At 44.4% G+C, this 25,690-nt stretch carries 27 protein-coding genes; 6 read left to right on the top strand and 21 right to left on the bottom strand.

The annotated features are described in order from the left end of the window. Positions 1-10: 10 nt before the first annotated feature. The 3 genes from IE070_RS05815 to IE070_RS05805 form a co-directional block, all read right to left on the bottom strand. Positions 11-754, bottom strand: coding sequence for a hypothetical protein (locus IE070_RS05815; RefSeq protein WP_189481402.1), 744 nt, complete (start codon positions 752-754; stop codon positions 11-13). Between the two features lie 266 nt (positions 755-1,020). Next, positions 1,021-1,680, bottom strand: coding sequence for a hypothetical protein (locus tag IE070_RS05810; RefSeq protein ID WP_189481400.1), 660 nt, complete (start codon positions 1,678-1,680; stop codon positions 1,021-1,023). A 34-nt stretch (positions 1,681-1,714) separates the two neighbouring features. Continuing rightward, positions 1,715-2,032 carry a hypothetical protein gene (locus IE070_RS05805; RefSeq protein WP_229796946.1) on the bottom strand — a complete coding sequence of 106 codons (318 nt, stop codon included), beginning with the start codon at positions 2,030-2,032 and terminating at the stop codon, positions 1,715-1,717. A 263-nt stretch (positions 2,033-2,295) separates the two neighbouring features. Between IE070_RS05805 and IE070_RS05800 the strand changes: the two genes are divergently transcribed. After that, entirely contained in the window at positions 2,296-2,616 is a 321-nt protein-coding gene (locus tag IE070_RS05800; protein ID WP_189481398.1) for a hypothetical protein, read from the top strand. Between the two features lie 54 nt (positions 2,617-2,670). On the opposite strand, the gene IE070_RS05795 is transcribed toward IE070_RS05800, so the two are convergent. Both IE070_RS05795 and IE070_RS05790 read right to left on the bottom strand, forming a co-directional pair. Further along, positions 2,671-2,841, bottom strand: a complete 171-nt coding sequence (locus IE070_RS05795) for a hypothetical protein (RefSeq protein ID WP_189481396.1) — start codon at positions 2,839-2,841, stop codon at positions 2,671-2,673. Between the two features lie 50 nt (positions 2,842-2,891). Beyond that, on the bottom strand, positions 2,892-3,593 hold the full coding sequence (locus IE070_RS05790; RefSeq protein ID WP_189481394.1) for an SIR2 family NAD-dependent protein deacylase: 702 nt from the start codon (positions 3,591-3,593) through the stop codon (positions 2,892-2,894). Between the two features lie 265 nt (positions 3,594-3,858). On the opposite strand from IE070_RS05790, the gene IE070_RS05785 reads away from it, so the two are divergent. Next, on the top strand, positions 3,859-4,083 hold the full coding sequence (locus tag IE070_RS05785; protein ID WP_189481392.1) for a WYL domain-containing protein: 225 nt from the start codon (positions 3,859-3,861) through the stop codon (positions 4,081-4,083). A gap of 100 nt (positions 4,084-4,183) precedes the next feature. Here IE070_RS05785 and IE070_RS05780 read toward each other — a convergent pair whose 3' ends face one another. Further along, on the bottom strand, positions 4,184-4,504 hold the full coding sequence (locus IE070_RS05780; RefSeq protein WP_189481389.1) for a hypothetical protein: 321 nt from the start codon (positions 4,502-4,504) through the stop codon (positions 4,184-4,186). Between the two features lie 383 nt (positions 4,505-4,887). Here IE070_RS05780 and IE070_RS05775 point away from each other — a divergent pair, with 383 nt between their 5' ends. Together IE070_RS05775 and IE070_RS05770 are read left to right on the top strand one after the other, a co-directional pair. Then, positions 4,888-5,532: a phosphatase PAP2 family protein gene (locus IE070_RS05775; protein ID WP_189481387.1), complete on the top strand. Its 645-nt coding sequence runs from the start codon at positions 4,888-4,890 to the stop codon at positions 5,530-5,532. Positions 5,533-5,660: 128 nt separating this feature from the next. Beyond that, positions 5,661-6,911 carry a transglycosylase SLT domain-containing protein gene (locus IE070_RS05770; protein WP_229796945.1) on the top strand — a complete coding sequence of 417 codons (1,251 nt, stop codon included), beginning with the start codon at positions 5,661-5,663 and terminating at the stop codon, positions 6,909-6,911. 89 nt (positions 6,912-7,000) lie between these two features. Here the strand turns inward: IE070_RS05770 and IE070_RS05765 are convergent, their stop codons facing one another. From IE070_RS05765 to IE070_RS05725, 9 genes are read right to left on the bottom strand one after another with little or no spacing between them, the layout of a single operon-like run. After that, entirely contained in the window at positions 7,001-8,083 is a 1,083-nt protein-coding gene (locus tag IE070_RS05765; RefSeq protein WP_189481386.1) for a protein-glutamate methylesterase/protein-glutamine glutaminase, read from the bottom strand. An 8-nt stretch (positions 8,084-8,091) separates the two neighbouring features. Beyond that, positions 8,092-8,604, bottom strand: coding sequence for a chemotaxis protein CheD (locus IE070_RS05760; RefSeq protein ID WP_189481385.1), 513 nt, complete (start codon positions 8,602-8,604; stop codon positions 8,092-8,094). Beyond that, entirely contained in the window at positions 8,601-9,416 is an 816-nt protein-coding gene (locus tag IE070_RS05755; protein ID WP_189481383.1) for a CheR family methyltransferase, read from the bottom strand. The genes IE070_RS05760 and IE070_RS05755 overlap by 4 nt, the downstream gene beginning before the upstream one ends. A gap of 11 nt (positions 9,417-9,427) precedes the next feature. Then, positions 9,428-11,812 carry a methyl-accepting chemotaxis protein gene (locus IE070_RS05750; RefSeq protein WP_229796944.1) on the bottom strand — a complete coding sequence of 795 codons (2,385 nt, stop codon included), beginning with the start codon at positions 11,810-11,812 and terminating at the stop codon, positions 9,428-9,430. Further along, entirely contained in the window at positions 11,809-13,995 is a 2,187-nt protein-coding gene (locus IE070_RS05745) for a chemotaxis protein CheA (RefSeq protein ID WP_189481381.1), read from the bottom strand. Before IE070_RS05745 ends, IE070_RS05750 begins: the two co-directional genes overlap by 4 nt. After that, entirely contained in the window at positions 13,988-14,275 is a 288-nt protein-coding gene (locus IE070_RS05740; RefSeq protein ID WP_189481379.1) for a hypothetical protein, read from the bottom strand. The genes IE070_RS05745 and IE070_RS05740 overlap by 8 nt, the downstream gene beginning before the upstream one ends. A 10-nt stretch (positions 14,276-14,285) precedes the next feature. Next, positions 14,286-14,651 carry a response regulator gene (locus tag IE070_RS05735; protein WP_189481756.1) on the bottom strand — a complete coding sequence of 122 codons (366 nt, stop codon included), beginning with the start codon at positions 14,649-14,651 and terminating at the stop codon, positions 14,286-14,288. A gap of 8 nt (positions 14,652-14,659) precedes the next feature. Further along, on the bottom strand, positions 14,660-15,886 hold the full coding sequence (locus tag IE070_RS05730; protein ID WP_189481377.1) for a methyl-accepting chemotaxis protein: 1,227 nt from the start codon (positions 15,884-15,886) through the stop codon (positions 14,660-14,662). Position 15,887: 1 nt separating this feature from the next. Continuing rightward, a complete protein-coding gene (locus IE070_RS05725) occupies positions 15,888-16,424 on the bottom strand; it encodes a chemotaxis protein CheW (protein ID WP_189481375.1) in 537 nt (178 codons plus the stop codon). Positions 16,425-16,543: 119 nt separating this feature from the next. Between IE070_RS05725 and IE070_RS05720 the strand changes: the two genes are divergently transcribed. Next, a complete protein-coding gene (locus IE070_RS05720; RefSeq protein WP_189481373.1) occupies positions 16,544-16,948 on the top strand; it encodes a response regulator in 405 nt (134 codons plus the stop codon). Between the two features lie 8 nt (positions 16,949-16,956). Here IE070_RS05720 and IE070_RS05715 read toward each other — a convergent pair whose 3' ends face one another. Further along, positions 16,957-18,507 (bottom strand): DNA recombination protein RmuC, encoded by a 1,551-nt coding sequence (locus IE070_RS05715; protein WP_189481370.1) that lies wholly within the window; start codon positions 18,505-18,507, stop codon positions 16,957-16,959. A 108-nt stretch (positions 18,508-18,615) separates the two neighbouring features. On the opposite strand from IE070_RS05715, the gene IE070_RS05710 reads away from it, so the two are divergent. After that, entirely contained in the window at positions 18,616-19,986 is a 1,371-nt protein-coding gene (locus IE070_RS05710; RefSeq protein ID WP_189481368.1) for a M24 family metallopeptidase, read from the top strand. Between the two features lie 55 nt (positions 19,987-20,041). Here the strand turns inward: IE070_RS05710 and IE070_RS05705 are convergent, their stop codons facing one another. The 5 genes from IE070_RS05705 to IE070_RS05685 form a co-directional block, all read right to left on the bottom strand. Then, positions 20,042-20,971 carry a chemotaxis protein CheV gene (locus IE070_RS05705; protein ID WP_189481366.1) on the bottom strand — a complete coding sequence of 310 codons (930 nt, stop codon included), beginning with the start codon at positions 20,969-20,971 and terminating at the stop codon, positions 20,042-20,044. An 85-nt stretch (positions 20,972-21,056) separates the two neighbouring features. Further along, positions 21,057-21,860, bottom strand: a complete 804-nt coding sequence (locus IE070_RS05700; RefSeq protein ID WP_189481364.1) for a DUF429 domain-containing protein — start codon at positions 21,858-21,860, stop codon at positions 21,057-21,059. A 70-nt stretch (positions 21,861-21,930) separates the two neighbouring features. Then, positions 21,931-23,106, bottom strand: coding sequence for an HDOD domain-containing protein (locus IE070_RS05695; protein WP_189481362.1), 1,176 nt, complete (start codon positions 23,104-23,106; stop codon positions 21,931-21,933). A gap of 14 nt (positions 23,107-23,120) precedes the next feature. Continuing rightward, entirely contained in the window at positions 23,121-25,094 is a 1,974-nt protein-coding gene (locus tag IE070_RS05690; protein ID WP_189481360.1) for an EAL domain-containing protein, read from the bottom strand. A gap of 13 nt (positions 25,095-25,107) precedes the next feature. Continuing rightward, positions 25,108-25,677: a response regulator gene (locus IE070_RS05685; protein ID WP_189481358.1), complete on the bottom strand. Its 570-nt coding sequence runs from the start codon at positions 25,675-25,677 to the stop codon at positions 25,108-25,110. Positions 25,678-25,690: the final 13 nt, after the last annotated feature.

Raw genomic sequence — 25,690 nt, 5'->3', positions numbered from 1 at the left:
GATCCTTGTTTTACTTTAAGTTTGGAAAGGTAACTTCGACCACTTCGCTGGCGTGTTTAAAGTTAATAACACCGCGTAGTGACGCGCGTTGCGCTAAGTCATATAAGGTTACTGTGTCTTGACCGAGCAGTTTGCACCAGGCGTTTGTAAATAATCGCTGGCCTGAACTGCCCTCACAACTGGCTAAATACAGTGCGAAAGCAACATTAACGTAAGTAACTACTGGCTCTGAACGATACTTTTTTGCTTTACCGGTTAAAAAGCCGGCCTGGGTCCAGCTACCATTAATATTTTGCGCAAAGGATTTCAGTGAGGCGGCACTAAAACGATGCGGATCCGGCGCGGCTAAGTGCGCCTCCATCTGCTCGCGGGTTAATAACTCGCCAGTTTGCAGCGGCAATATAACTGCCATACTGCCCCGCAAAAGCGGATCCCGTGTTAAGGCCAACTGCAGCGCGAGTAACGGCTGCGCCTCGTCTGACAGCTCCCATAACTGGCGAAACACTCGAAACAACGTAATATCAGACGATAAGCCATATAGGTCAACCATATGGCTGAAGGTTAACTTACGCGCATTTTCACTGGTTTTATGTAGCACGTTAAAACTTACAACATCTTGTTTGTAATCTTCCTTACTGGCATCTGCCGGCCGGCCATGCAGCAGCTGTGTAAGCTCTTGTAACATCATGCTGCGCGCCGCATGCGCACCGTTAATGCCAAATTTAAAACCAAGTTGAGTAAGTTGTTGTTCCAATTGCGTACTACCTTTTTGTATAAACTGCTTAGCAAGTTGTTTTAACCTTACTATTTTACAGAAGCACTAGTTAATATCTACCCAACAACCAGATTATGCTTTGAATTACGCTAAATTATGCTCTATATCGTTGGTCTTACCTAAAGTAAAATTAAAGATATTACGATTTTAGCACTGTCTCAAATAACACAGTTTAAGTAACGTTTTTCAAGTGGAAATATCACTCATCCTCACCCCAAAACTGTGTAGCAAATGACAAGCTCTTTCTAGTCAAATGTTAAAAAACGTTTATGCATTGCAGATACATCTAATGATACATTTTCAGCTAAATAAAAATCATTTAAATCCATATCTTGCTGTGTCGCATAAGCATTTATCCAAAATTTTCTATAACCTGTTGAAACACTTATACCATCGGCCTCTTTGCTTTCAATCCTATTAATTATTGCCTTACTTGATTTTTTGAGCTGAGTTACTGTCACAATAACATGAGCAATATTAGGTTGTTCTGGGCAAATCACCTCATGGAACCACGGGAAAAATTTTCTATCGCCATCAGAGCACTGCCAACCTCTGGCTGAAATAACATCATCTAATTCATCATATGGATGTGAATGAAATGACCCCACTAATTCAAGATGTGGCCAATAACTGTTAATTAGTTCTTTTTTCGCCTGAATTGATTCTGGCTCTGGTCTAACCCATTCCTCATGACGAAGAGCCGATGTTTCAATAGTTGCATTAGTAGCAACTACTTTTGCTGGTTTTCCATTTTTTTCGGGTATGACATAACCCCACAACAAACCAAAAGTTTCTAATTTTCTTTTGCCTTTGCCGCGACTGTGAGTTTTATGCTCAAACTCATATGCTTCCATAGCAGAAGTCAAAAGCGAAGGTATGACATGGTCTTCTATAACAACAAGCATTTTGTATTCCTTTTTTATGTTGATAATTTAGAGATTAAATTAAAACCGGATAACACCCCTCCCCCCAAAGCTGATCTGGTGCGCTCATCATTAGCGCAATTATCAGGGGGATTAACTTATTTAGCAGGTTACAGGCGTCTTTGAGTTGTTCACGGTTAACCTGGCTATTGTAGGTAGCGCCGCCATGGATAATTTGGTTGCGTAAGGTGTAAAGCCTTGTAAAAACTTGCGCCAGGGCTGCAGGTACGTTCTTGGCGACGAGTGTAAGATTAAGTGCGGCTTTTGATGTGTTAAAGCGGTGCAAGCGTTGGTAGGCTTTAAGCGCATTATGATCTAAGTCCATTATTTGCATAGGTTATCAGCGTCCAGGTTGCTAATTTTGTAGCTATTATTGGCATAAAACGACTTATTTAGGCAAGCACTTTAGCTAAAACTTTTGTATTAGGTTTTGGGTTAAGAAAGTTTAGCAAGGCACCACGACAATTTAGGTCGTTACCCCTTGGTTCTTAGCAAAAACGCAGTAATTAGCTAGCTTTTTATCATTATTACTGGGTTACGACACAAGCTGTCGCACTGAGTCGTTATGCTGCGCTTTTAACATGCCGAGGATACGCCATGAACACATTTGCATTGGAACGCATTGATAACTTTTTGGTCCTGCCAGAAACCGCTCCTTTAACAGACTATGTGATTAGTCAGGCAGAAGATGAAAACTGCTGGTTTGTTCATGGCGCGGCTGACAACGCAAAACTGCTGGCGCAACTTGCGGCGCAGCAAGCAGAAAAAGTAAAGCAAGCACGCCTTAGCGTGATGCTGCAAGGTACTTTTGAGCCTGTGCAACGGCAAGGTAATTTGTTGCTGCTACCCGAGTGGTTTTGTAGTAGCGAGGTTTCGATACAGTTTTTTCTAAAACTATCACTGACTAATCAAGGCTGAGGCAAGTGGGCAAACCTTTTGCTCTTCGATCATACTCACCTATAGTCGAGTTATTTAACTTGGCTGGATACCCGTTAAAAGCAAAGTAAGCTCTGCTTGCGTGATCTCTGGGGTAATGCGCAGGCCAGACAGTATTAAGGTGTTGTCTGGCAATTGCGCTTTCAGGTGTTGATGCAAAAACTCAAACTGGTCCAGTGCAACTTCTAATCGGGTTTGCGCACCCAAGGCTGCCTACCCCTATGATTAAAATACGTGGTGAAGGTGTGTGCATAATATTATCCTGCATTAGCCGCTAACCACTGCTCCACCAACTTCGGTACTTCAGTCGCGGCTTTGCCTTTTATAAATTGATACCCAGCATCATTATCGGTGGCTTCAAGGTTAACCAGCACTTTTTCTGCACTCTCTCGCGCATAAAACAATAATGACGCAGCGGGGTAAACTTGAAGTGAAGTGCCAACAACTAAAATTTTATCGGCACTTTCGATCTCGTTAATAGCAGGCTCCATGGCGGGCACCTCTTCGCCAAACCAAACGATATTGGGGCGCAGGGCTGTGCCATCTGCGGCGAGCTCGCCCACTTTTAATTCGCGCTCTCCGATAACTTCAATCAGGTTTGGATTTTTGCTGCTGCGCGCTTCATTAAGTTTGCCATGCAAATGCAGCACCTTGCTCGACCCTGCACGCTCATGCAAATCATCGACATTCTGCGTTACCACCACCACGTTAAAGGCTTGCTCTAACTTGGCGATAGCTAAATGCGCAGCATTAGGCTGGGCTTTCGCGGCTTGTATGCGCCGCGAATTATAAAAGCGATGCACTAAGGCGGGGTTACGCGTAAAAGCTTGTGGGGTGGCTAAGTCTGCCAGATCATATTGCTGCCATAAACCATCGGGATCACGAAAGGTCGCCAGGCCGCTTTCAGCGCTAATGCCCGCACCACTGATAATGACTATTTTGCTTACAGCTTTATTCATGTTTTCTCCCAAGCATCTAAATATTGGTGCCTTAAATTTTGCAAAATCAAGCGCTTTATCGCAGCTTTATAGACAATTGATTTCAAGATGTCTCCTGGCGGCCAACACTCGTGCAACTTGAAAACGACAAGTCTATATCGCCGCATAGTCACCAGTATAAGCACGCGTTGCGACAGGATATGTCGTTTTACCCAGCACCGCTTTACCGAGCGTGTGCTAAGCACCAACAACGCGAAAACCCCGCCCGGTTTTGTGCTAGCCGACTATGTCACCCAGGGTGCTTTGCAGCGGTAAACCCATTATCTTAGAAGCACGGGTAGCACCTTATCTAAGTCGCATTTTAACCGAAGCCCCCATTGCTGCAGATATGACGTTAACGCTCATGTCTGAAAGCTGGTATCAGTTAACCGCAACGGTGTTCGATGGCTGGCAATTGCAATGGTGGATCTTATCGCACTCCCGCGCCATTGAATTGTTAGCAACTAGTTAGCACCTACAGAATTACGCCAAGAGATTATTGAGAAGCTAACAGAGGCCGCGGGTATATACCTAAAATAAACTTAAAATAATGTCTCACAATACTCCATGCATTATTTAAACTTTTGCTGCCTAAGCCAGGCTGGCTCGTCAAAATAATCGTAATCGCCGCTGAGTATGGCGTGTTGCCGTTTAATGGCCTCACTGGGTTTACGTTCGCTTATGCTGACGCCGAAGATTTCGAGGTATACTTTTTCCATGCGTTGCTGCACATCTTGACGGGTACAAAGCTGTAATAATTCGCCGGCGTGAATAAAGCCTTGGGCACGCAAGCGCAGCTCGGTATTGTCTTTACCGCTCTTGCTGGTATAAAAAATATTGCGGAATTGCGATTCTAAAGTAATTAAAAACAAATCTCGTTGTAACACGCTCATTTATAGCCTCCATTTGTTGACGCAGGTATCGCTCCATTATGTTTCCCTAATAAGCATAACGCGTTTCTAAAATATCACCATACTGTTTAGGTATTCAGTGTCGATTATTCAGGCAGGACAATTTTCCCAGCAATAGCATTACGTCACAGAAATGCCATTTAAGCGTTGTTATGGATCAATAAGGCTTGCTGAAATGCAACGAATGCCCTCTGACGGCTTACATTATACTGCTATGTAACGGAGTGCTTTGCTCCCCCAAACAGTATTGAAAAAGTTAAATGCCAATCGTGTTTACCAACGGTCATAAATTCTTCATCTGGTTTTCATCGCAATGTCATGCGTGACTCGTTAAATAAAAACAGATTTCGCCAGAGATAATACTGATGAATAGACTGCAGAAATTAACGTTACTTGATACGCGCTTATTTTTTCAGGTGAATGTGTTTGGTCAGTTGCCCTCGGTTAAAAAGTTGAGCTTACAGATCTCTCGTTGTGGTGATGGTCATTTATACCTAATGATTGCACTGCTACTGTGGTATTTTGATAAGCAACAAGGTGAGTCACTGTTTAATCATCTATTACTGGCCTTTGCTATTGAATTACCTGTGTATTTAATTTTAAAAAACACCATTCAACGCGAGCGGCCACAAAGCACGGAAGATTTAAGCTGGACGCCGGCCATTCGCCCCTCTGATCGATTTAGTTTTCCCTCTGGCCATACTACGGCGGCCTTTATGTTTGCTTGGTTAATGGCGGCCTATTACCCCGACTATACTTTATATTTTCTGTTATTTGCCGCTGGCATTGGTTTGTCACGCGTACTGCTAGGTGTGCATTATCCTACCGATATTATTGCGGGCGCCTGTTTAGGCAGTATTATTGCTGTTGCCGTATTACATCTCTCTGAAACAACACCTGACGCCGCACCTTTGTCTGTTGTTTCGCAGGAAAGCGATACTCGCCCTATACGCATTGTTAACACCGTGGCTATTGAACACCCTATCACCCCGATTGTCTTGGCAATTTAGCACCAAAAACCGCGCGACTCCCTCTGGTTTATTTGTCGCCATTAAGCTAGCATTCAGGTCTTAGCTGTTTCTTGCCTCGTTTGGCAAGCACATCACTCAATTACTCTTACTGATAAAAAGGAGCCGGCATGAAAAAAACCACGCGTAGCCTAAACCGTTGCACGCTATTTGCTAGCTTACTTTTGCCAGTGTGTATGCTAAGTGCAGCCGTGTCTGCTTCATCAGCGAATCAGCAGGCCACACCCAGTAGCTTAACGCAAGCCAGTGTGTCTACCACCAGTGTTGCGCAAAGCTCTGGCCGCGCGTTTCAAACCTGGACCGATGTAGTGCGCACTAAAGCCTATGCAGAAAGCCAGGGTGTCTACGATAATGTGATGAATGTGCGACGTTGGATCCTCACCCAATCCGGCCATTGCACAGAGCGCGATCGGCATATTCTGTTTGATATGCGCGGTAATTTTTTAGAATACATTGAAGACGCCATTGATTCACCGCAAACACAGCGCAAGCTTAACCAAACACGTCAGAGCATGGCCCAAACAGGTCGAGTGCATGGATGGGTTGCTGGCAACGCCAATACTATTGGCTATCCTTTTGCCATTCGCTGTCATCAACCTTACGTAAATTTACCCTTGGCTATTTCGCGTTACTTAGGCGAGCATCCGGATGGCCGTTTATCGGGCAATTGGAATGGCATTTCGGTAGGTACGCCCAAAAAGCAAGCGTCGTTGCATGAGGTGTTGCAAACGGTATATAACCGTCGTGTCCAACAAAAGCGTATTACATTACCGCCTAGTTTACTCCCAGACTTAGCCGGCATGTTAATTATTGAAAGTGGCGGCGTACGCGAAGCTAAATCAAAGGCCAATGCCCGTGGGATTTTGCAGCTTATGCCGCAAGTCTTAAAGGAATGTGGCATTCCGGCCAATAAGCATTTACACCGTATCGCCCAAGTCGATTGTGCGCTGTGGTTATTTGAACGCAATCATAAAATGTTGCACCCAGTGTTTATGGCACGGTTTGGGCATTTACCTGAAGAAAAACGCGATCAAATTTATCGATTTGTGTTAATTCAGGCCTATCATGGCGGTCCAAGCCGGGTAAAATCGCTCTTAGTTGATGGCGAGCTAAGTAAACCTGCGGCCTATTTTGCGGCACATCATGAACAATTTAGTGCCGGTGATATTGCCTTTGGCATGGTGTTTCACAATTTAGGGCGTAATCGTTTGGGGTTTGCATCGTTATATTACACGGCTGATATTCGCGTTGCATTACAGTTATTGGAAACCAAAAAACAAACGAAAAAACCACAGCGAAATACCAAGCAAAATATTGCTGCCGTACCATCAGCAACAATGTCTCACACGGTAACGCCTTAAGTTAAGCCTAGAAATATTTTCTAACCCGCTGACAATATGATAAACGCATGACCACGCCCCATAAGCGATGTGCTTACGGGGCTATGTTGTTACGCAGCACGAATAGCCGCTAATACTTCTGCGATCTGATCGAGCGGTAAAATGTGCTGCACTGCGCCCGCTTTCACCGCTTCCTTAGGCATACCGTAAACCACACAACTGTGCTCATCCTGCGCGTATGTGACAGCCCCAGCTTGGCGCATCGTTAACAAGCCACGCGCACCATCATCACCCATCCCCGTTAAGATCACGCCTATGGCATTTTTACCCGCACTGCTAGCAACCGAATCAAACAACACATTAACCGAGGGTTTATGCCGAGATACCGCAGGTCCATCTTTTAACATGGTGTAGTAATAGGCACCTTGCCGACGAATTTGTAAATGTAAGCCACCATTGGCAATGTAGACATGCCCCGGTAAGATGCGCTCGTTATTCTCAGCCTCTTTTACCGTAACAACAGAACACTTATCTAAACGCTCAGCAAAGGCACGAGTAAAGGCTTCTGGCATATGTTGCACCACCACAATACCTGGCACAGTAACGGGTAACGCTCGGCAAATAAATTCGAGTACTTGTGTTCCCCCCGTTGAGGTGCCCAAGGCAATAATACGATCGGTGGTTTGTTGCATTGCCACATTTTCTGTCGAGAGCAATAATTGTTGAGCCGTTTTAATTAATGTGTTTTTTTCATCTGCTATTGTTCGCTGAAATACCCGATTCATATTCGCTTTAGCCGCTGCTTTGATAGCGATTAACATTTCACTGCCAATAGAATGTAAATGGGCTTTTAATCCTGCAGTAGGTTTGGCAATAATTTCAACCGCGCCAGCCGCCATGGCTTCAAGGGTCATGGCCGCCCCCTTGGTAGTGAGCGATGAACAAATAATTACAGGTAATGGTTTGGTTTTCATCAAGGTTTTTAAAAACGTGATGCCATCCATACCGGGCATTTCGACGTCTAATACCAACACATCTGGCCACACTTGCTCTAGGGCTTTCATTGCGAACAAGGGATTGCTGTGTGCCCCAACCAATTCTAACTGTCCATCAGACTGGACAATTTGGCCTAGTGTTTGTCTGACCACTGCGGAATCGTCCACAATCATCACTTTAATGCGGTGAGTCGTCATAGGATCCCCTAAGCAAACAGTAATTCAAAGCGATTAACCGTAGACCGTTCAATATGTATTTGCCCAGTAGCGATGTTCACGGTTAAGCGTCGATAAATCGCGCCGCCAGTATCGGTAGTAATAATTGGAATGGCTAACGCGGTTAAGAGCTGCCGACATGTTTCAACATTCTTTTCGCCAATGGCGGGCGCGTTTTGCGAGTGCGGAAACATATTGCCCCCGCCCACTAAACACGCGGTAAATCCCGCCGCATTTACATGAAAAAGCGGGGTTTCTAGCTTAAAAATATCAATTAATTCGTCGGCAAACCTGCCAGAAAGATCAGGTTTAGTCACTGGCAATTCCCCACTTCCCGGCACAACACTCTGGCGGCTGGGTAATAAAATATGACTAACCCCCAATAGCTGATGCTTGGGATGCCAGAGTACCATTGAGACGCAGGAGCCTAATATGGTACTGACCTTACCTTCACCTTTACCAAAAAACCAATCACCCGGTTTTAGAAACACATTCTTATTCATGTGCGCCCCCCTGTGAAACGGTATAACGCTGGTTTTAACGACACAAACTGATCACTGATCCCATGAAGCGATTCTGAATGGCCAATAAACATTAAGCCGTCAGGCTTTAAACATCGTGATAGGTTATTTAAAATCACAGCCTTTGTTTTATTATCAAAATAAATTAATACGTTACGTAAAAATATAATGTCTACTTTGCTGTCAAGCCTCTGTGGTTCCATTAAGTTACGTTGGGCAAATTGAACTCGTTGCTGCAACTTTTCGTCGATTAATAAATAGCCGTCATACTCGCCCTTGCCTTTTAAGCAATATTTTTTTAATAACGGCTGCGGTAATTCCTTGGCCCGAGTAAGGGGGTAAAGTGCCGTACGAGCACTTTCTAATACCCGAGTAGAAATATCGCTGGCTAAAATCTGCCAAGGACGACTGCCAAAAGCCTCAGCCATTAACATGGCTAAAGTATAGGGCTCTTCTCCCGAAGAACACGCCGCACTCCAGATAAGCGGGGCTTTATCGCCAGACCATTCTGCGAGTAACGCCTGCAAATAGGTAAAGTGTTTTGGTTCACGGTAAAAATAGGTTTCATTGGTGGTCAGTAAATCAACCGCCATTTGTTTTTCCAGCTCTTGCCCAGGTTGCAAAATAAAGTGCAAATACTCTGCAAAACTGCCTAACTTTAACGCCCGCAAGCGGCCCGTTAATCGCCCCGATACCAAACTACGCTTGGTATCGGGTAAAGCAATTCCCGACTCATGCTGAAAAAAACGCCGTATCTGTTCAAACTCATCATGAGAAATCAGATCCGCATGCATGATATTGCCCCTTAGAAGGATCCAAACTGGCTTTTATCGAGCTTTTTCCCGGCGATGGCACTTTTTGGCGCACTACTTTTGGCCCCAGTTTGCACCCGTGTACCAGTTGCCTTTGCGCTATTGGCCATCTTAGGATTTACCACGGGTGCTTTAAAAGATGTGTTTAGGCTGTTCGTATCCTCACCAATTTTAAAGTACCCCACCAATTGCATCAGGGTTTCAGCTTGACCAGACATCTCTTCAGCCGTCGCCGCTAATTCTTCTGAAGCAGAAGCACTTTGCTGTGTGGCTTGTGTAACTTGCGACATAGATTCATTAATTTGCCCGACGCCAGCCGATTGCTCATCCGAGGCGGCAGCAATTTCTTGCACTAAATCAGAGGTTTTGCCAATGGCAGGTACGATTTCTTTTAAGAGTGAACCAGCGCGTTCGGCTTTTTGTACAGAGCCACTGGCCAGCGTTGAAATTTCTTGGGCAGCCACTTGTGAGCGCTCAGCCAGTTTACGCACTTCTGCAGCCACAACCGCAAACCCTTTACCATGCTCGCCAGCCCGAGCCGCTTCAATGGCGGCATTAAGGGCTAATAAGTTCGTTTGATAGGCAATATCGTCAATAATGCCAATTTTTGAGGCAATGTCTTTCATCGCTTGTACGGTATTTTCAACCGCAACGCCGCCTTCGCGGGCTTCAGCGGCGGCTTTAGCCGACATGCCATCTGTTACTTTGGCATTTTCTGCATTTTGTGCAATCGAGGCGGTCATTTGTTCTACTGCTGCAGAGGTTTCTTCTACCGATGCCGCTTGCTCACTGGCGCCCTGGGCTAAGGATTGAGCAGTAGCGGAAACTTCAGACGATGCTTGAGCCAAGGATTCTGAGTTAGAGCGTACATCAGAAATCACTTGGCGGAAGCTATCAATTGTACCATTTACGCTGTCTTTTAATTCGCCATAGGTGCCGTGATAATCGCCTTCGATCAGCACGGTGAGATCGCCTTCGCGTAAGCCGGTCATCACCGCTGCCGTCTCTTTAATTGGCCGCTCAGTCGCTTCAAGTAATTGATTCATACTCTCAAGCAGCACCTCATAGCTATTTAAATATTGGCTACTGTCGGCGCGATTCGATAAATTACCACGCTGTGCGTCATTCACCATCTCAAGTACCGCACTTACAACCTGATTTACGGTTTGGGTAACCGTAGCCGTACTACTTGCTAGCTCGGCCAATAAACCATTACATTCAACCTGTGGGGCAACGTCTAGGCGCCCTTCCGATACCGCTTTTAATACTGTTGCGTTATCATTGATTGCTGCATCCAAAATTTGTACCGCACTGTTGTATTTCTCGGCAATGTCTTTTACCACCCCCGATAATTCTGTGAGGGCAATACGCTGGCTAAAGTTTCCTTGTTCTATGGCGGTAAAGGCGTTACCAAACAAATGCAGCATTTGCTGATCGTTCTTGATTTGTACTGTCACATCTTTCCATTCAACAATGGTGGCGGTACGTTGATTTTCTAAGTTAAACACTGGGGTAATAATCAGTTCTAGGGTAAATTCGGCAAACCGTAATACTGCGGTGTGGGGATCTTGCAAACCGCTTAACATTTTGCGCTGATGTGCGGGATTTTTATGAAACACATCAATATTGGTGCCCACCACATTTTTAGCGCTAAAGTTGGGCAAGGTAATACGAATTGCGTCTTCAATATTGGCTAAGGTCGCTGCCATAGAGCGGTTGACATATATAATTGTTAAGTCGGCATCGGCCAACATAATGTTGGCGGTACTGGCATCTAGCGCGTTACGAATGCATAGGTTTTCTTCAAATAACTTTTTCTCTTGAATAGCTAACCGATTTGCCTGCTCTTCGCGCGCAAGTATGTCGGTCATATCTTGCCATTCTACAACGGTGCCGGTACGCCGCTCTTGTTCAAATACGGGCGTTACCAATAACATAAAGGTGCGGCCACCGATCAATAATCGGGTGCGATGCGCCGTGCGTAATTTATCTAACATGCCACGTTGCATAGCGGGTTTTTTGTGGAAAACATCGATATTACTGCCCACCACATGCTGCGCAGAAAAATTAGGTAAGTCTTTTTGGATATCAGCCTCGGCGGTAACCAGCATACTCATAAGCGACTGATTAACATACACAATATTATAGTTACGATCGGCTACCATAATATTGGTCTCCACCGCATCAAGCGCGCTGTTTTTCAGCACACTTTGTCTTACGTTATCAATAAGCACGTTTACCGATTCAGCTAAGGCGGCGTGCTCGCCCGCGTAGCTATTGGCCGCTAAGGTAGCATATTCACGCTGTTGCACGGTTTTTTCTAGTGCTGTCGCTAAATTTTTGGTTTGGTTTTTACTTAAAAAATCAATAATACTCATTTTGTCACCTCGTGCTTAGCTGGTGCTAACGTGTTTTTGTCAGTTTGTTTGTTAATTAACTTGGGAATATCTAAGATCAGTGCAATATCCCCTGAGCCTAAAATACTGGAGCCACTGATCCCTTGCATAAACTCAAATAATTTACCCAAAGGTTTAATGACGGTTTGAAATTCGCCTAACACTTGGTCTACTACCAAGCCTGCTTTGTATTGGCCATAACGCACCACAATAATGCTGCGGCGCGCTTGCTCGATGCGAGTGAGCTGAAATAATTGCTCAAGGAAGATAAAAGGCAGCATCTCGCCACGAAGATGCATAAACGAAGCAGTTGTGGCATCGGCACTGCTGGCGGGTAATTCAATACACTCGGTCACTAAATTGAGCGGGATCACAAATTTTGAATCAGCTACTCGCACCATAAAGCCATCGATGATAGCTAGGGTCAGTGGCAAACGTAATTGAAAGGTCGTGCCTTGGCCTGGCACAGAAAAGATATGTACCGTACCGCGCAAGGCTTCAATATTTTTGCGTACCACATCCATACCCACACCGCGGCCAGACAGGTTACTTACCTCATCGGCCGTAGAAAAACCGGCTGCAAAAATTAGCTCATCAATCTCTATGTCGCTAAGCTCAGCCGTTTTGCTCACAATGCCTTTCTCAATGGCTTTGCTCAGCACTTTTTTACGATTAATGCCCCTTCCATCGTCACGGATTTCAATAACAATAGATCCCGAGTCGTGGTAGGCGCTTAATGCTAATAATCCTTGACTCGCTTTTCCTGCTGCTGCGCGTTCATCAGGTAGCTCTAAGCCATGGTCCATGGCATTGCGCACTAAATGCATTAATGGATCACTAATACGTTCTACCATCGATTTATCGAGTTCAGTATCAGCACCCTCAATCTCTAACCGCACGTTTTTGCCCAACGTTGTTGCAATATCACGCACCACACGATTAAAGCGGTTAAAGGTTTCACCAATTTGTACCATGCGTAACTGCAAGGCACTGCTTTGAATATCGTCAACCAGTTGTTGAATATGCTCAACGGTTTCAGCCAAACTACTATTTGTTTGCTCTTGCATAAGCGATTGCAAGGTAGCCGTAGCAATCACTAATTCACCTAATTGATTAACCATTTCATCTAAACGAAAGGCCGGCACCCGCATTAAGCGAAGATCTTTGCTCGCGGCTTTAGTCTGTACCGACGGCGTCTCTATCATCTCCTCCGCACGCAGCGCAGAAGCATTCTGGACTGTCACGTTAGCCGGCATTTCATTCTCGCTGGATAATGTTTCGCAGGTGCTTTCTGACGTCGTAATTGGCCACAATCCTAACTGCAGCCAACGCTGTTGCAGCCTGTTAGCTTCTTCAGAAGGCAAACTGGCTAAAAATTGTTGATACACTGCTACTGAGGACTCTGGGGCAAAAAAGTGTACTACGCTATCTGCTTTAATATATTCAAAGGCTTCAGCGAAAAGTGCATCGTGCCCAGCGGTAACCACCAGATCCAAGCATAAATAACAATGTTCAAACACATTAAAATCGGTAACCTGCGACATTGGAGCCAATGGGGATATCGGGCAGTACCAGTATTCAGCAACAATCCGGCATTCTTTGGCAATAAAACGCAGCATGGCGATGGGATCAAACCCATCACGAAACGTATCAGGACCAAATTGAATATAAATGTGTTGCGTTTGCAGTAGCGTTGCCGCGGTGTCATCGATGATCGGGATTGCTGCAGAGCCCATGGCCTGAAGCGGTGTTAATTGCGAGGCATTCGGTGTTAAAAACTGTGCTAACTCGGTCAACAACTGTTGACCGGCGTCTATACTGCTAACAGGAACATCTTGTTGATTTTCAGCATAATTGAACAGCAAAACAATATGATCATTGCAACGTAATAGTATGTTAATAAGTGGTGTATTTAACTGAAGTTGTTTTGCTCGCACACTTTCAAAGGCGGTTTCTACTAAGTGTGTAAAGGCAACAACGTCGTGTAATCCCACCACACCTGCAGAGCCCTTAATGGTGTGGGCGGCACGAAACATAGCATTTATCGTTTCGTCGTTTAATGCCGATGGCGCATGTTCAACAGCTAATAATTCTTGTTCAAGAAAATCCGTTAACTCACGTCCTTCGGTTAAAAAAATGCTTACCAATTCTTGCATATTAAGCATAATCAGCTCCTGCATGTGCCGCAAGTTTAGCCATAAGCCAGTGTGCTAACGTTTCTTGTGCTGGCGGGGTAATAACGGCATGCGGATGTTGCAATTGCACGCTCTTTGCCATGGCCATTAACAATTGTAATCCGGCGGCATCACACTCTTGTAAAGCGGCTAAAGACCAATTTAGAGATCCTGTTTGCTGTAATTGCTGCTGCCAAAGCTGAGCTTGTTGTGCCACCTCGTAAATTGTTAGTAAGGCAGGCGTTTCAATAGTGTGTAATGCATCGCTCATAATCACCTCGTTATGGCACTAACTTTTGAACAACATTCAATAAGTTGTCAGGTTGAAAGGGTTTTACCATCCAGGCCTTGGCGCCAGCTGCTTTACCTTGTGCCATAAAACTCTCACCCGATTCAGTGGTAAGCATGACAAAAGGGGTAAATTTGTAGGCGGGCAACTCTTTCACTTTTCTAAGTAAGGACAAGCCATCCATTTTTGGCATATTTAAATCGCTTATAATTAAGTGAATTTTTTTCCCATCGAGTTTGGCTAATGCATCTTGGCCATCTTCGGCAGTAATCACTTCAAAGCCTTTAGCCGTGAGTACCAATTTGCTCACTTGTCTGATAGAGGCCGAATCGTCAACAACTAATATGGTTTTATTCATCATAAACCTCAGAAAAAGGTAATTTCGTTTTCAACATGCGTTGTATTACTGGCTGCGCCTTGATGGCTGTCACGCTCTTCTTTCATGGTGTAAGAGGCATAGAGTTGTTCACTTATTGCGGTTATTTGGTTTTTGTTAAGGGCTTGCTCGCTACCAAGCAGTAGTTGAATTTGCCCTAACGCATCGGCGGTATGGCCTAATTTTTGACTTACGCGATCTTGAAATTGAAACTGCATCAAGGCGGTCGCCACCTTTTGCTGCACGGTAGCGGCGTTTTGTTCTAATGCATGCACATTGTCGTTAAGCTGCTGATTAACGCCATTCATTTGCTCTAGCACTGCCGAGATCTTTTGTTCTGCCTCGATCAAAATGTGCTGATCTTGCTGCTGAGACGCAGACAATTTTGTACTGCTTGCCCCCACGGCTGACATCAGGGTATGCATACGCTGAATGATTAAATTTGCCGCCTCGGCGGTAATATCGGATAACTCTCGCACCCGTTCTGCTACCACCGCAAAGCCACGCCCCGCCGCGCCAGCTCTAGCCGCTTCAATGGATGCATTCAATGAAAGTAAGTTAATTTCTTTAGAAATTTTTTGAATAGACGCCGTTTGCGTCATCAGCTCTGTCGCCGTCTCAGACACATAATTTACCGATTGCACCAGTTCAGACTTACTGGCCAAGGCCGCATTTAAAGCTTTGATAACATTCGCAAGTTCTACTTTACTGTCTTTGGCAAAACCGGCATCGTTCTGACCAAACTGAGCACTGGCGTTATTCGCTAGGTGGATACTGTGATCCAGCGCATCATAAATAAATTGGAAATCTGCTGTGAGCCCGGTCACGGCGTTATTTGCATCACCACGCGCGAGTTCAATTTGCTGGCATAAGGTACTGAGCAGTTCCGCTAGCCCGTTATCACTTTGTTGAGTTATCTGTTGCTGTAAGTGCTCATTTGCAGCAACTTGCTGTAGATAAGCAAATTTAACCTCTTGTAGTTCAACATATAATTGGCGTTCTAAGCCCCACGCCACTAATAAAAAAGCAGCAATTAAAATACTCCAAATACACCAAAATGCCGCTAACACAAACCCTAACGTTAATCCCAATAACAAGTAAGGTAGTACCACGCCGTAACGGTGCAAATAACGTAAGCTTTTTTGAATAAACGTTATAATTAACCATTCAGAGGCAGAATCTGCGTTACTTGAGGCGATGAGCTTAACGGTATTCATGTTAATGCTCCTGATTGTTAACGTGTTCGGTTACCGCGACCAGTGAGGCCATTTCCTCAACTGATAGCACTTTTTCAGGTGCTAAAATCATCAATAAGCGATCCGATAAACGCGCCATAGCCTCAATAAAATCAGTACGAATTTTGCTACCAAATTGCGGCGGCGCGGTTAATTCGGCTGAATTTAATTCCAGTACCTCGTTTACCCCATCCACCACCACACCAAGCTCTGTAACGCCATCGGCATTATTCGGCACTTCAACAATAACAATACAGGTGCGTTTTCCTTCATCGACGCATTTACCATACAAGCGTGCACTAAGATCGATGACTGGCACGACCGCACCTCGTAAGTTAATTACCCCGCGAACAAAAGTAGGCATCAATGGAATTTTGGTAATACCGCCAAATTCGATAATTTCCTTCACCAATAAAATGCCCAGTGCATAACACTCTCCCCCCGTATTAAAGGTTAGATATTGCTTAAAGCTGGGGGAAATCGCCGTTTGGTGCGTTAATGTAGCTTGTGATAATTGCATAAGCCCTCCTGTATCTGACAAAATTATCATATCAATTGATAAATTTGTCAAATGACATATAATAATTAAATTAAATATTTTTGATAATTGATGAAACGCTACTATTACTAGGAGGGCGTATGCCTTACAGTCAATTGGCCGTATTAATCGTCGATGATGCTGCGACCGTCCGTGCTTGCTTGCGGCAAATCTTGGCCCCATTGGGATTTGGTAAAATTCATGATGCGGCCACCGGTCAACGCGCTCTGGCACTGTTAAACGAGCAACGGTACGATATGATTTTTTTAGATATTGAATTACCCGATTATGATGGCCGAATCTTATTAACCGAGTTCAAAAAGCAGACAGTGGGAACGCATGTGGTGATGTGCTCGTCACATCATTCGTTTGACAATGTGCATTTATGTCTTAAAGGCGGGGCCAGTAATTTTATTGTGAAGCCGTTTTCTTCGTTAAAAATTAATAGCATCGTGAAACACTGTTTAAGTAAAAGGGCGGCGCAATGTAATAGCAACACGCCCTAACCTTGAGCTTACTCTGGTTGGCTTAGGTCTATTTCTAGTTCGGCTTTTTCAAGAAAATACTGCGGTAATTCGCTACGAATGGCTGGAGCGAGCTTTTTAAAGTCAGCGACGTGTTTCACTAAATTGCCTTTGCCACTAACCAGTTGGTTTTCTGCCGTGGTATAGGCTGTTTGCGCCTGCTCAAGCCCTTTTTTAATTTTTTCAAAATTGGCCAGAAAACTGTTTAGTTTTTTAAAAACGGCATCGGCTTTCTGAGCGAGTGCAGCAGTATGCTTATTTTGATCTTCATAACGCCACAATTGCCGAACAATATTTAAACTGGTTAACAACGTTGTAGGCGTAGCGACCAGAATATGCTGAGCAATTGCTTGGCTAAACAGGCTTTCATCGGCTTTGAGCGCTTCAACAAAAGCGGACTCAATGGGAATAAACATAAACACCATATCTGGCGAGTTTAAGCCCGGTAACGCAAAATACTCTTTGGCCGATAATTCTTTAATTCGATTTGAAATAGCCTGAACATGTTCTTTTAACGCCAGCACTCGATCCGTTTCATTCTCAGCATTAACATAACGGGTATAAGCGTTTAGTGACACCTTTGCATCAATAACCAGGTGTTTATTCTGCGGTAAATACACGATAGCATCAGGTCGATACTTACCTTCTTCCGAGGTAAAACTCACTTCGCGCTGATAATCTACACCTAATTGTAATCCAGAGCGTTCTAACACATTCTCCAGCACCAGCTCGCCCCAATTACCTTGCAATTTTTTCTGGCCTCGCAATGCCGTAGATAACGCATGTGCTTCTTGTGTGATCTGTTGGTTTAGCTGTTTTAATGAGTCTAATTCTTTTTTTAGCTCACCTTGTGCCGTCGTTTCACGATGATGAATATCGTGCACCTCTTTTTTAAACGCTTCCATTGATTGCTGAAACGGATTCATCACCGTGGCAAGGGTCAATTTGCTGCTTTCCTGCAAGCTTTGTGCTTTGGCGTCTAAAATATCATTAGACAGCAGTTTAAATTGTTCTATCAGATTTAGTTTTTGCTGTTCAAAGCTAGCGAGTTCACGTTGATGACTGGCGTCGCGCTCGGTTTGCGCCGTTTTAAGCGCGGTATAGTCTGTACTGAGTTGATGGTATTGCAGCTGCAAGCTTTCTAGCTGGTGTCTTGCTGCCTGATATTGCTCCATCAGCTGCTGATACTGTTTTTCTTGTTCATTTAAGGTGGTTTCAAAGTGCTGGGCCTGTTTGCTTTCTGCGGCAAAGGCGAGTTGTAGTTGTTTTAACTCGCTGTTGTATCGGCTGTTTTCTTGTTGTAAACGATTAATCGTGGCCTCACTAAAATGATGCCTTTCTTCCAGTTTACTGCTGTAAAGTGCCTGCTGCTGCAACGCGCTCTGCTGAGCGTCAAGTTGTTCTTGTGCCTTGCTTAGCGCCGTTTGCACTTGCTGCCATTGCGGTTTGTGCCGCACGCGGGCAATTACAAAGCTGACAACTGCGGCAAAGATCATTGCTAATGCCAAACTGATAAGCATGTGGATTTCTGAAAACGCCATATCGTACCTTACTGTTATGTATACTGTTATATGATAAGACTATAAAAATAAATCACCATACTGTATAAAAGACTATGTCGATTTATCAGGCAATAGGAAAGAACTATAATGAAAATAACGCCACTCTCTACCGTATTAACACTGGCATTTAGCTTGTCGTTAACGTTGCCAGCTCACGCTACTAACACATTTGAACAAGGTCGGGTACTGCAAAGTGCCAATCATTTCGCAGTATTAAGTCAGCGTGATCGTATTGCGCCGGAAAATGCGATGTTAAACACTCGATTAAACCAGTTGTTACCCGCGTTAATGGCTGAACAAGATTTGGACATGTGGCTGGTAATAAACCGAGAAAAAGCCGAAGATCCGGTTTATTTTACTCTGGTCCCCCAACCTAGCTTTGCCGCCAGACGCACCACAATGTTAGTATTTTACAAACAAGCTGATGGCAGTATTGAGAAGCTAACCGTTAATCGTTATCCGCTTGGCGCCCCTTATACTTCAGCTTGGCAAGGTGGCAGTTTAGATGAGCAATGGCAAGCATTGGGCAAGCTGATTGTCAGTAAAAATCCAAAACGTATTGGCATCAATATGTCCGCCGATTGGCCTGTCGCAGATGGCTTAACCGCTTCGTTACATCAAAAGCTTATGCAGGTTATGCCCGACGATTGGCATACTAGACTGGTTTCAGCAGAAAAGCTCGTGGTGCGTTGGTTAGAGCAACGTACCACGGAAGAGCTGGCCGTTTATCCGCATATTGTGAGTCTCGCCCGCGGCGTTATAGCCGAAGGTTTTAGCAGTAAAGTGATTACTCCTGGCGTAACTACCACAGATGATGTGGCATGGTATTTACGTGAGCGTTTTAGTCAGTTGCAGTTGCCAGCGTGGTTTATGCCGTATGTCAGTTTACAACGCCCTGGCACCCCTTGTTTAGAAGATACCCCTTTTTGCGGTGAGTCTGGCATTATTCAACGCGGTGATATTTTGCACACCGACGTGGGCATTTGTTATTTAAAATTATGCACCGACACCCAAGAAATGGCTTATGTCCTTAATGCCGATGAAACGGCCGCACCGAAGGGCTTACAAGCTGCACTGGCGAAAGGCAACACCTGGCAAGACATCTTAACCAGCCAGTTTAAGACGGGCGCAACCGGTAATCAGATTTTAGCTGCAACACAGCAAAAAGCCCGTAATGCCAAGATAATAAGCAGCACCTATAGCCATCCATTGGGATTTTTCGGTCATGCACCAGGCCCCACTATTGGTATGTGGGATAATCAGGGCCCCACTCCTGTGCAAGGCGATTGGCCACTTTATGCCAATACGGCGTATGCCATTGAAGGCAACATCAAACATGCGTTGCCAGAATGGCAAAATCAGTTAGTGCATATTAAATTAGAGCAAAGCGCATATTTTGACGGTAAGAAAGTGGTTTATCTGGCTGGGCGCCAAACTGAATGGCATCTGGTAAGGTAATATGCTTGAAATCGCAGTTGTTTCCACTACCAAGAAACAACTGCGATAACGCTAGCTAGGTAGATTGTTCCAGCCAAAAGTTAACGGCCGATAACAGTTCGTCAGGATGAAATTTAGCAATAAACTGATCTGCACCGACTTTTTTAACCATGGCTTCGTTAAATACCCCACTTAATGACGAGTGTAAAATGATATGTAAACCACGCAAAGCGGGATCGGCTTTAATTTCCGCTGCCAGCGTATACCCATCCATACGGGGCATTTCAATGTCAGAGATTAACAACGGAACTTGCCGTAAAAAGTTATCCCCCGTTTCCTTGGCTTTATTTTGTAACCATTGCAGCGCTTCTTGACCATCTTTGGCCAGCGCAGTGGGAATATTAACACTCTCGAGCGCACGTTTTATTTGGTTACGGGCAACAGCTGAGTCATCTGCAATTAACACTAGAATTTTTGTGAGATCAAGCTTATGGCTTTGCTCTTTCACTTTATCGCTGACATCTTCTTCTACCGGAATAATTTCAGAGAATACTTTTTCAACATCAATAATTTGCACTAACTGATTATCCAGCTCGGTAACCGCTGTTAAATAATGTCCGCGTCCAGCGCCCTGTGGCGGCGGTTTAATTTGTTCCCAGTTCATATTGACTATGCGTTCTACACCTGAGACTAAAAACCCCTGCACATGACGATTGTATTCAGTAACAATAACAAAAGCTTTACTGATATCGGCAATAGGTTTACCGGTTGTAGCCTGCGACAAATCAACTACGATCACCGATTCGCCTCGCAACTGGGCAATGCCTTTGACACACGGATGCGATCCCGGCATTTCTGACAAGCTAGGTGCCTGAATGACTTCGCGCACTTTAAACACGTTGATACCAAAAAGTTGAGGCCCATTGAGCCTAAACAACAAGAGTTCAAATCGATTTTGTCCAGCCAGATTGGTACGCTGGTTGACTGTGCTTAACAGGTTACTCATTGTTGTTTCCTCAGTAGTGTCCAAATGCTTTACTAAAATTAGCTTTAATAACCATAGCCTAATTTAATGTAAATTTTCTCGCTAATCATCGCAATTTGTTTTTTAAATTGTCCGAAATAGGTTCCGGATTTACCTTAAGAACAGCATGTTTAGGAACAAACACAATTTGACGCGGCCGTCCTTTAGGATCAGGATCGGCATTGCTGGGTAAAAACTGCCAGTGAGCCTGTTGTGTCGCCGCAACAAGCAGAATAAAGGCATCCAAAATATCATCGGCTTTTGCCCATTTCTTTGCCGTTTGTGTTAGCGCCTGTGTAAGAACACTAAGCTCAACATCCGGAAATTGCGCTAAAAGTGCTAAACGTTCGTCACGCCCTTCCTCAGTGGCTTTTGAAAATTGCATTGGTTGTCCCGCAAACCCGGTAAATACCAATTCGGGATGCGATTCATAAAACCGTACACCTGACGGCTGAGACGCCTTATGTGTTTGCAGTAATTGATCTAATTCAATTATTTTCGGGATTATATTCCACGTTTGAATGGGAAAACGTTTACCCAGCTGTTGTTGATTAATATCGCAAGCGGTTTGATAATCTGCGGCATATACCGCTGCTTCACAAGGCACCGGAAAGACACTGGCCGCTCGCCCAGGTAACCATTGACGCGCCAGTTTATCGCACTGACGCCCCAGCTCGCCGGCAGCAGGAAACCCTATCGGCATATCAATAAAAACACATGCGTTATCCGGCAATAGCGCTTTTAACGACGCTAACGTGTCGAACAGGTGAAACGCGGTTTGATAATGATGCGTATCAAGCTGCTGCCGGATAAAGGCGCACCAGCCATATTTACACCCATCAACCCCCACCCACGTTGTTACTTTTTCCATGCGTCCTAGTTACTCCATTGGCTCAGGCGACTTAACACCAACGACTTAGATTGCCATCATTTTTTATTCTTTATGGCTTACCTGCATTATTTGCTGCTCCAGACACCGAGAGACGTTCAGACAATAGGCGCTGAAAAGCGGCTAACAACTCAGGGGATTCAATGATCTCTGCCAACTGAATAGCATGCTCTGCCCCCGTGTTGAGCAACAATTGCTTGGTTAAAAATAATATGAACGAAAGATTTTCCAGCGTATTACCCTCTGGTGAGGGGGTATCTTGCCATAACACCACATTACACACCGTCTCGCTATGGTTCCACAATGTTAAGATGTAGGTGCTAATTAACGTGCTATTTAAAAACCCTGATTGCATTAGTAAAGGCGGCTGGTTTAAGCCGTTTTCGTGTTGTTGAAGTAATTCAATTAAACGACCGATGGCGCTAAAAATTGCCGCAGAAAACACCGTATCTTGTTCTAACAGCGTAAAACCAGCATATTGAGCCAATTTTTTTGCTAACACCGCATGTTCATAAGCAAATTGAGTGATCTCATCATGCGCCTCAGCCTGCATTTTATATGCGAAATATTTATCCATGCTGGTGAGTGTGACAATCGCCTCAATCAGATTACTGCCTAGCCGTAAGGTGGCATCTAAAATGGTGCTCACGGGCCGTGTAAACCCCATAAATGCCGAGTTGGCAATTTGCATCAATTTTGCGGCCAGAGCCGGTTCATGTTGTAGCAGTTTAGCAACGTAAGTTAAATCAACTTCCGGAGCTTGAAGCGCTTGCTTAATGCTTTTAACAAACTCAGGCAAGACAGGCAAACTTTGTAATTGACCTAATTGGGCACGACTGTGGCTGGTAAAGGGTAACTGTTGTAATCGCTCTACACATTCAAATATAGCGGTTAAATGTTGCTCAGAGAAAGGCTTTCCCAAAAGATGATGACTAAATTCACAGGCACGCGTTACGATTTGCTCCGACGTATCGCCGGTCAATAAAACCCTTACTGCACTTGGGTAATGCGTTATTGCCTCTAATAAAACTTGCTCACCATTGACATCGGGCATTTGATAATCGCAAATGATAATATCGGGTATTGCATTATCCGCCACAACGCTAAGCCAATCTCGGGCCTGATCACAGCCCATAAATTGCCAATTTGGCCTGATGCGACGAGCCGTTCTTAATAAAGCTTTTAACATAAAAGCATCGTCATCAATAAAAAGTACGCGGTAATTCATCCGTTGTTATCCTTTTAGTGGTCTGATGCATTTACAGAGAGAAGCTCTAAATAATCAGATTCATTAAGGGGCTTACTGAGTAAAAACCCTTGAGCCTGATCGCAGCCCAATTGCGCTAAAATATGTAACTGCTCTGCCGTCTCTACCCCTTCTACAACGACTTTTTGCTGCAGATCATGAGCCATACGAATAATATTTTGTAACATCGTTTGGGTGCTAAGATTACCGTCTAAATCAATAATCAATGAACGATCGACTTTTAGCGTATCTACCGGCAACCGCGTTAAATATGCTAACGACGAATAGCCTGTACCAAAATCGTCAATAGCCAAACTAAATCCCGCATGGCGCAGAGCGGCTAGCTGTTGGGTACTGTTGTCAAGGTTTTCCATTACAGCCGTTTCGGTTACTTCTAATTGCACCAGCGAGGGCACAATACCGTGTTGGTGTAATGCCTGCAGTGTGTTGGCAATAAAATCTGGTTTTTGTAATTGTAAAACCGACATATTAATGGCTAAAGGTAACACTGGCAGACCTTGACGTTGCCATGCGGCTAAATATTGAAAACTGCGTTTTAATACCCAGTTACCCAATTCGACAATTTGTCCATCTTGCTCAGCGATAGGAATAAATACCGCTGGCGATATATTACCGAAATTTGGGTTAAACCAACGTAACAGTACCTCAGCACCCGTGATCCGCTGAGTTGCAACATCCCATTTCGGCTGAAACACCAATGTAAACTCGTCACGTTCAATAGCATGATACAGCGCTTCACTCATTTGCAGATGCTGTTTTCGATTGGCCGTTAAGCTGGCACTGTAACGCATAAAAAAATCGAGACGCCCTTTGCTGTTTAAGCGGCTTGTGAGTAACACATTATTCAATATCGCTTTGCCAGCACGGCCATCTTCAGGAGCCATGGCATAAGCCACCGTAAAGCCTAGCTGAATCATTTTACCGCGTACTAATTGTCGCCCATCAATATGGTGCAACACATCAAGGATTTTTTGATGTACCGCGGATTCAGACGTGATATTAGGAAAGACTATAACAAACTGTTCGTTAGCTAAGTATGCCAGACGACCATGGCCAGCCACGCTTTTTAGCAAGGCATCGGCCACCGTTTCGAACACATTTTCAGCTTCTTGAATGCCAATAATATCGGCCATTAAATTAAAGTCACGTAACTGTAACGAGACTACTGCAAAGATATCTTCACTATAAAGAAGATTATCAATTTCCTGAATAAGCTCGGTTTGATTAAGCACCAGTGGCAAGTTAACCGTACTATCAACTAAGGGCGGCAATTCATCTAATAATTGTAATTTTATTAACTTGGCCTCTTGGTCGGCCTTTTGCATCACAAATTCATAATCACGCGCTTTTCGGGTAACCACTAATAACGCTTGCTCAGAGGCTAAAAAGCGTTCTGCTTTGTCTTGACACAGATCGGGAAACAACTGTGCTAACGATGCCCCCATTAATTCCGCTGCTGATAATTGCAGGATTTGCTGCGCTGCCGAATTGGAACGTAACACCAAACCACGATCACATACTTCTAATAACGGTTCTGGGCTCGATATTAAAAACTGCGTGCGGATATGTTCAGCCCGCTTGCTTTTATAACGATGAAATGCGTGCTCGACTTCAATCAATAGCTGGGTATCATCCCAAGGTTTTTGTAAAAACCGAAACGCGACACCGGCATTTAATAAATCAATGACCGCATTAAAATCGGCATACCCACTTAAAATCATGCACACGAGCTGTGGATATTGCTTATTAATTTGTTTTAACAACGCGCTGCCATTCATATCCGGCATTCGGTAATCCGAAATCACTACCTGACAAGGTGTAGTGGCCAAGATTTGCAGAGCAAGTTCTGCGTTTTCTGCCGTTAAAACCTGATAGCCTGCTCTGCGTAACAGCCTCTCAAGTGCTTTTAGAATATAAATTTCATCATCGACTAATAACACTTTATTCATAACGGCAGCCTTTTTACGTTGCTAACATCTTTGTGACCAGCGCACTTAGCGCTGTATTTTCAAAAGGCTTAGGCAACACCGCATCGGCCCCAAGCGTTTTTGCTTTCACTAAATCATCTTCAGACAACCCCGAGATGACTAGCACTTTTAAGCCTGCTAATTCAGGCGTTTGTCTAATAAAGGTTAGCACTTCAAAACCATTTAAGCCGGGCATATCTAAATCTAATGTTATTAAGTCAGGTTGCAGCTGCATCAGCTTTACTCCCGCTTGAAACCCATCATTGGCCAACGTAATATCGTATTCAAGGCCATACAGCGCACGCTTTATGGCCGCTCGAAATGCCGGTTCATCGTCTATAATCATTACCTTGGGCGTGCTAGGTTGAACCGCGCCCATGAGTTCTGTGGGTAATGGCATTTTTTGTTTTTGTAAAAATGCTAAAAAATCATCTAACTGCACGCGGTAATTGCCTCGTCCAGGAAGTTTGTGCCCTTTCAACTGTCCATTGGCTATCCAGCGACTCACAGTGCGGTGATGCACATCACAATATTCAGCAATTTCGCCGGGTTTCAATGTTTTCATGTGTGTACTACCT

It is taken from the genome of Alishewanella tabrizica (assembly GCF_014652375.1).
GTDB lineage: Bacteria > Pseudomonadota > Gammaproteobacteria > Enterobacterales > Alteromonadaceae > Alishewanella > Alishewanella tabrizica.
The sequence above is the reverse complement of the archived record's forward strand: the minus strand, read 5'-3'. Positions and strand labels throughout refer to the sequence as shown.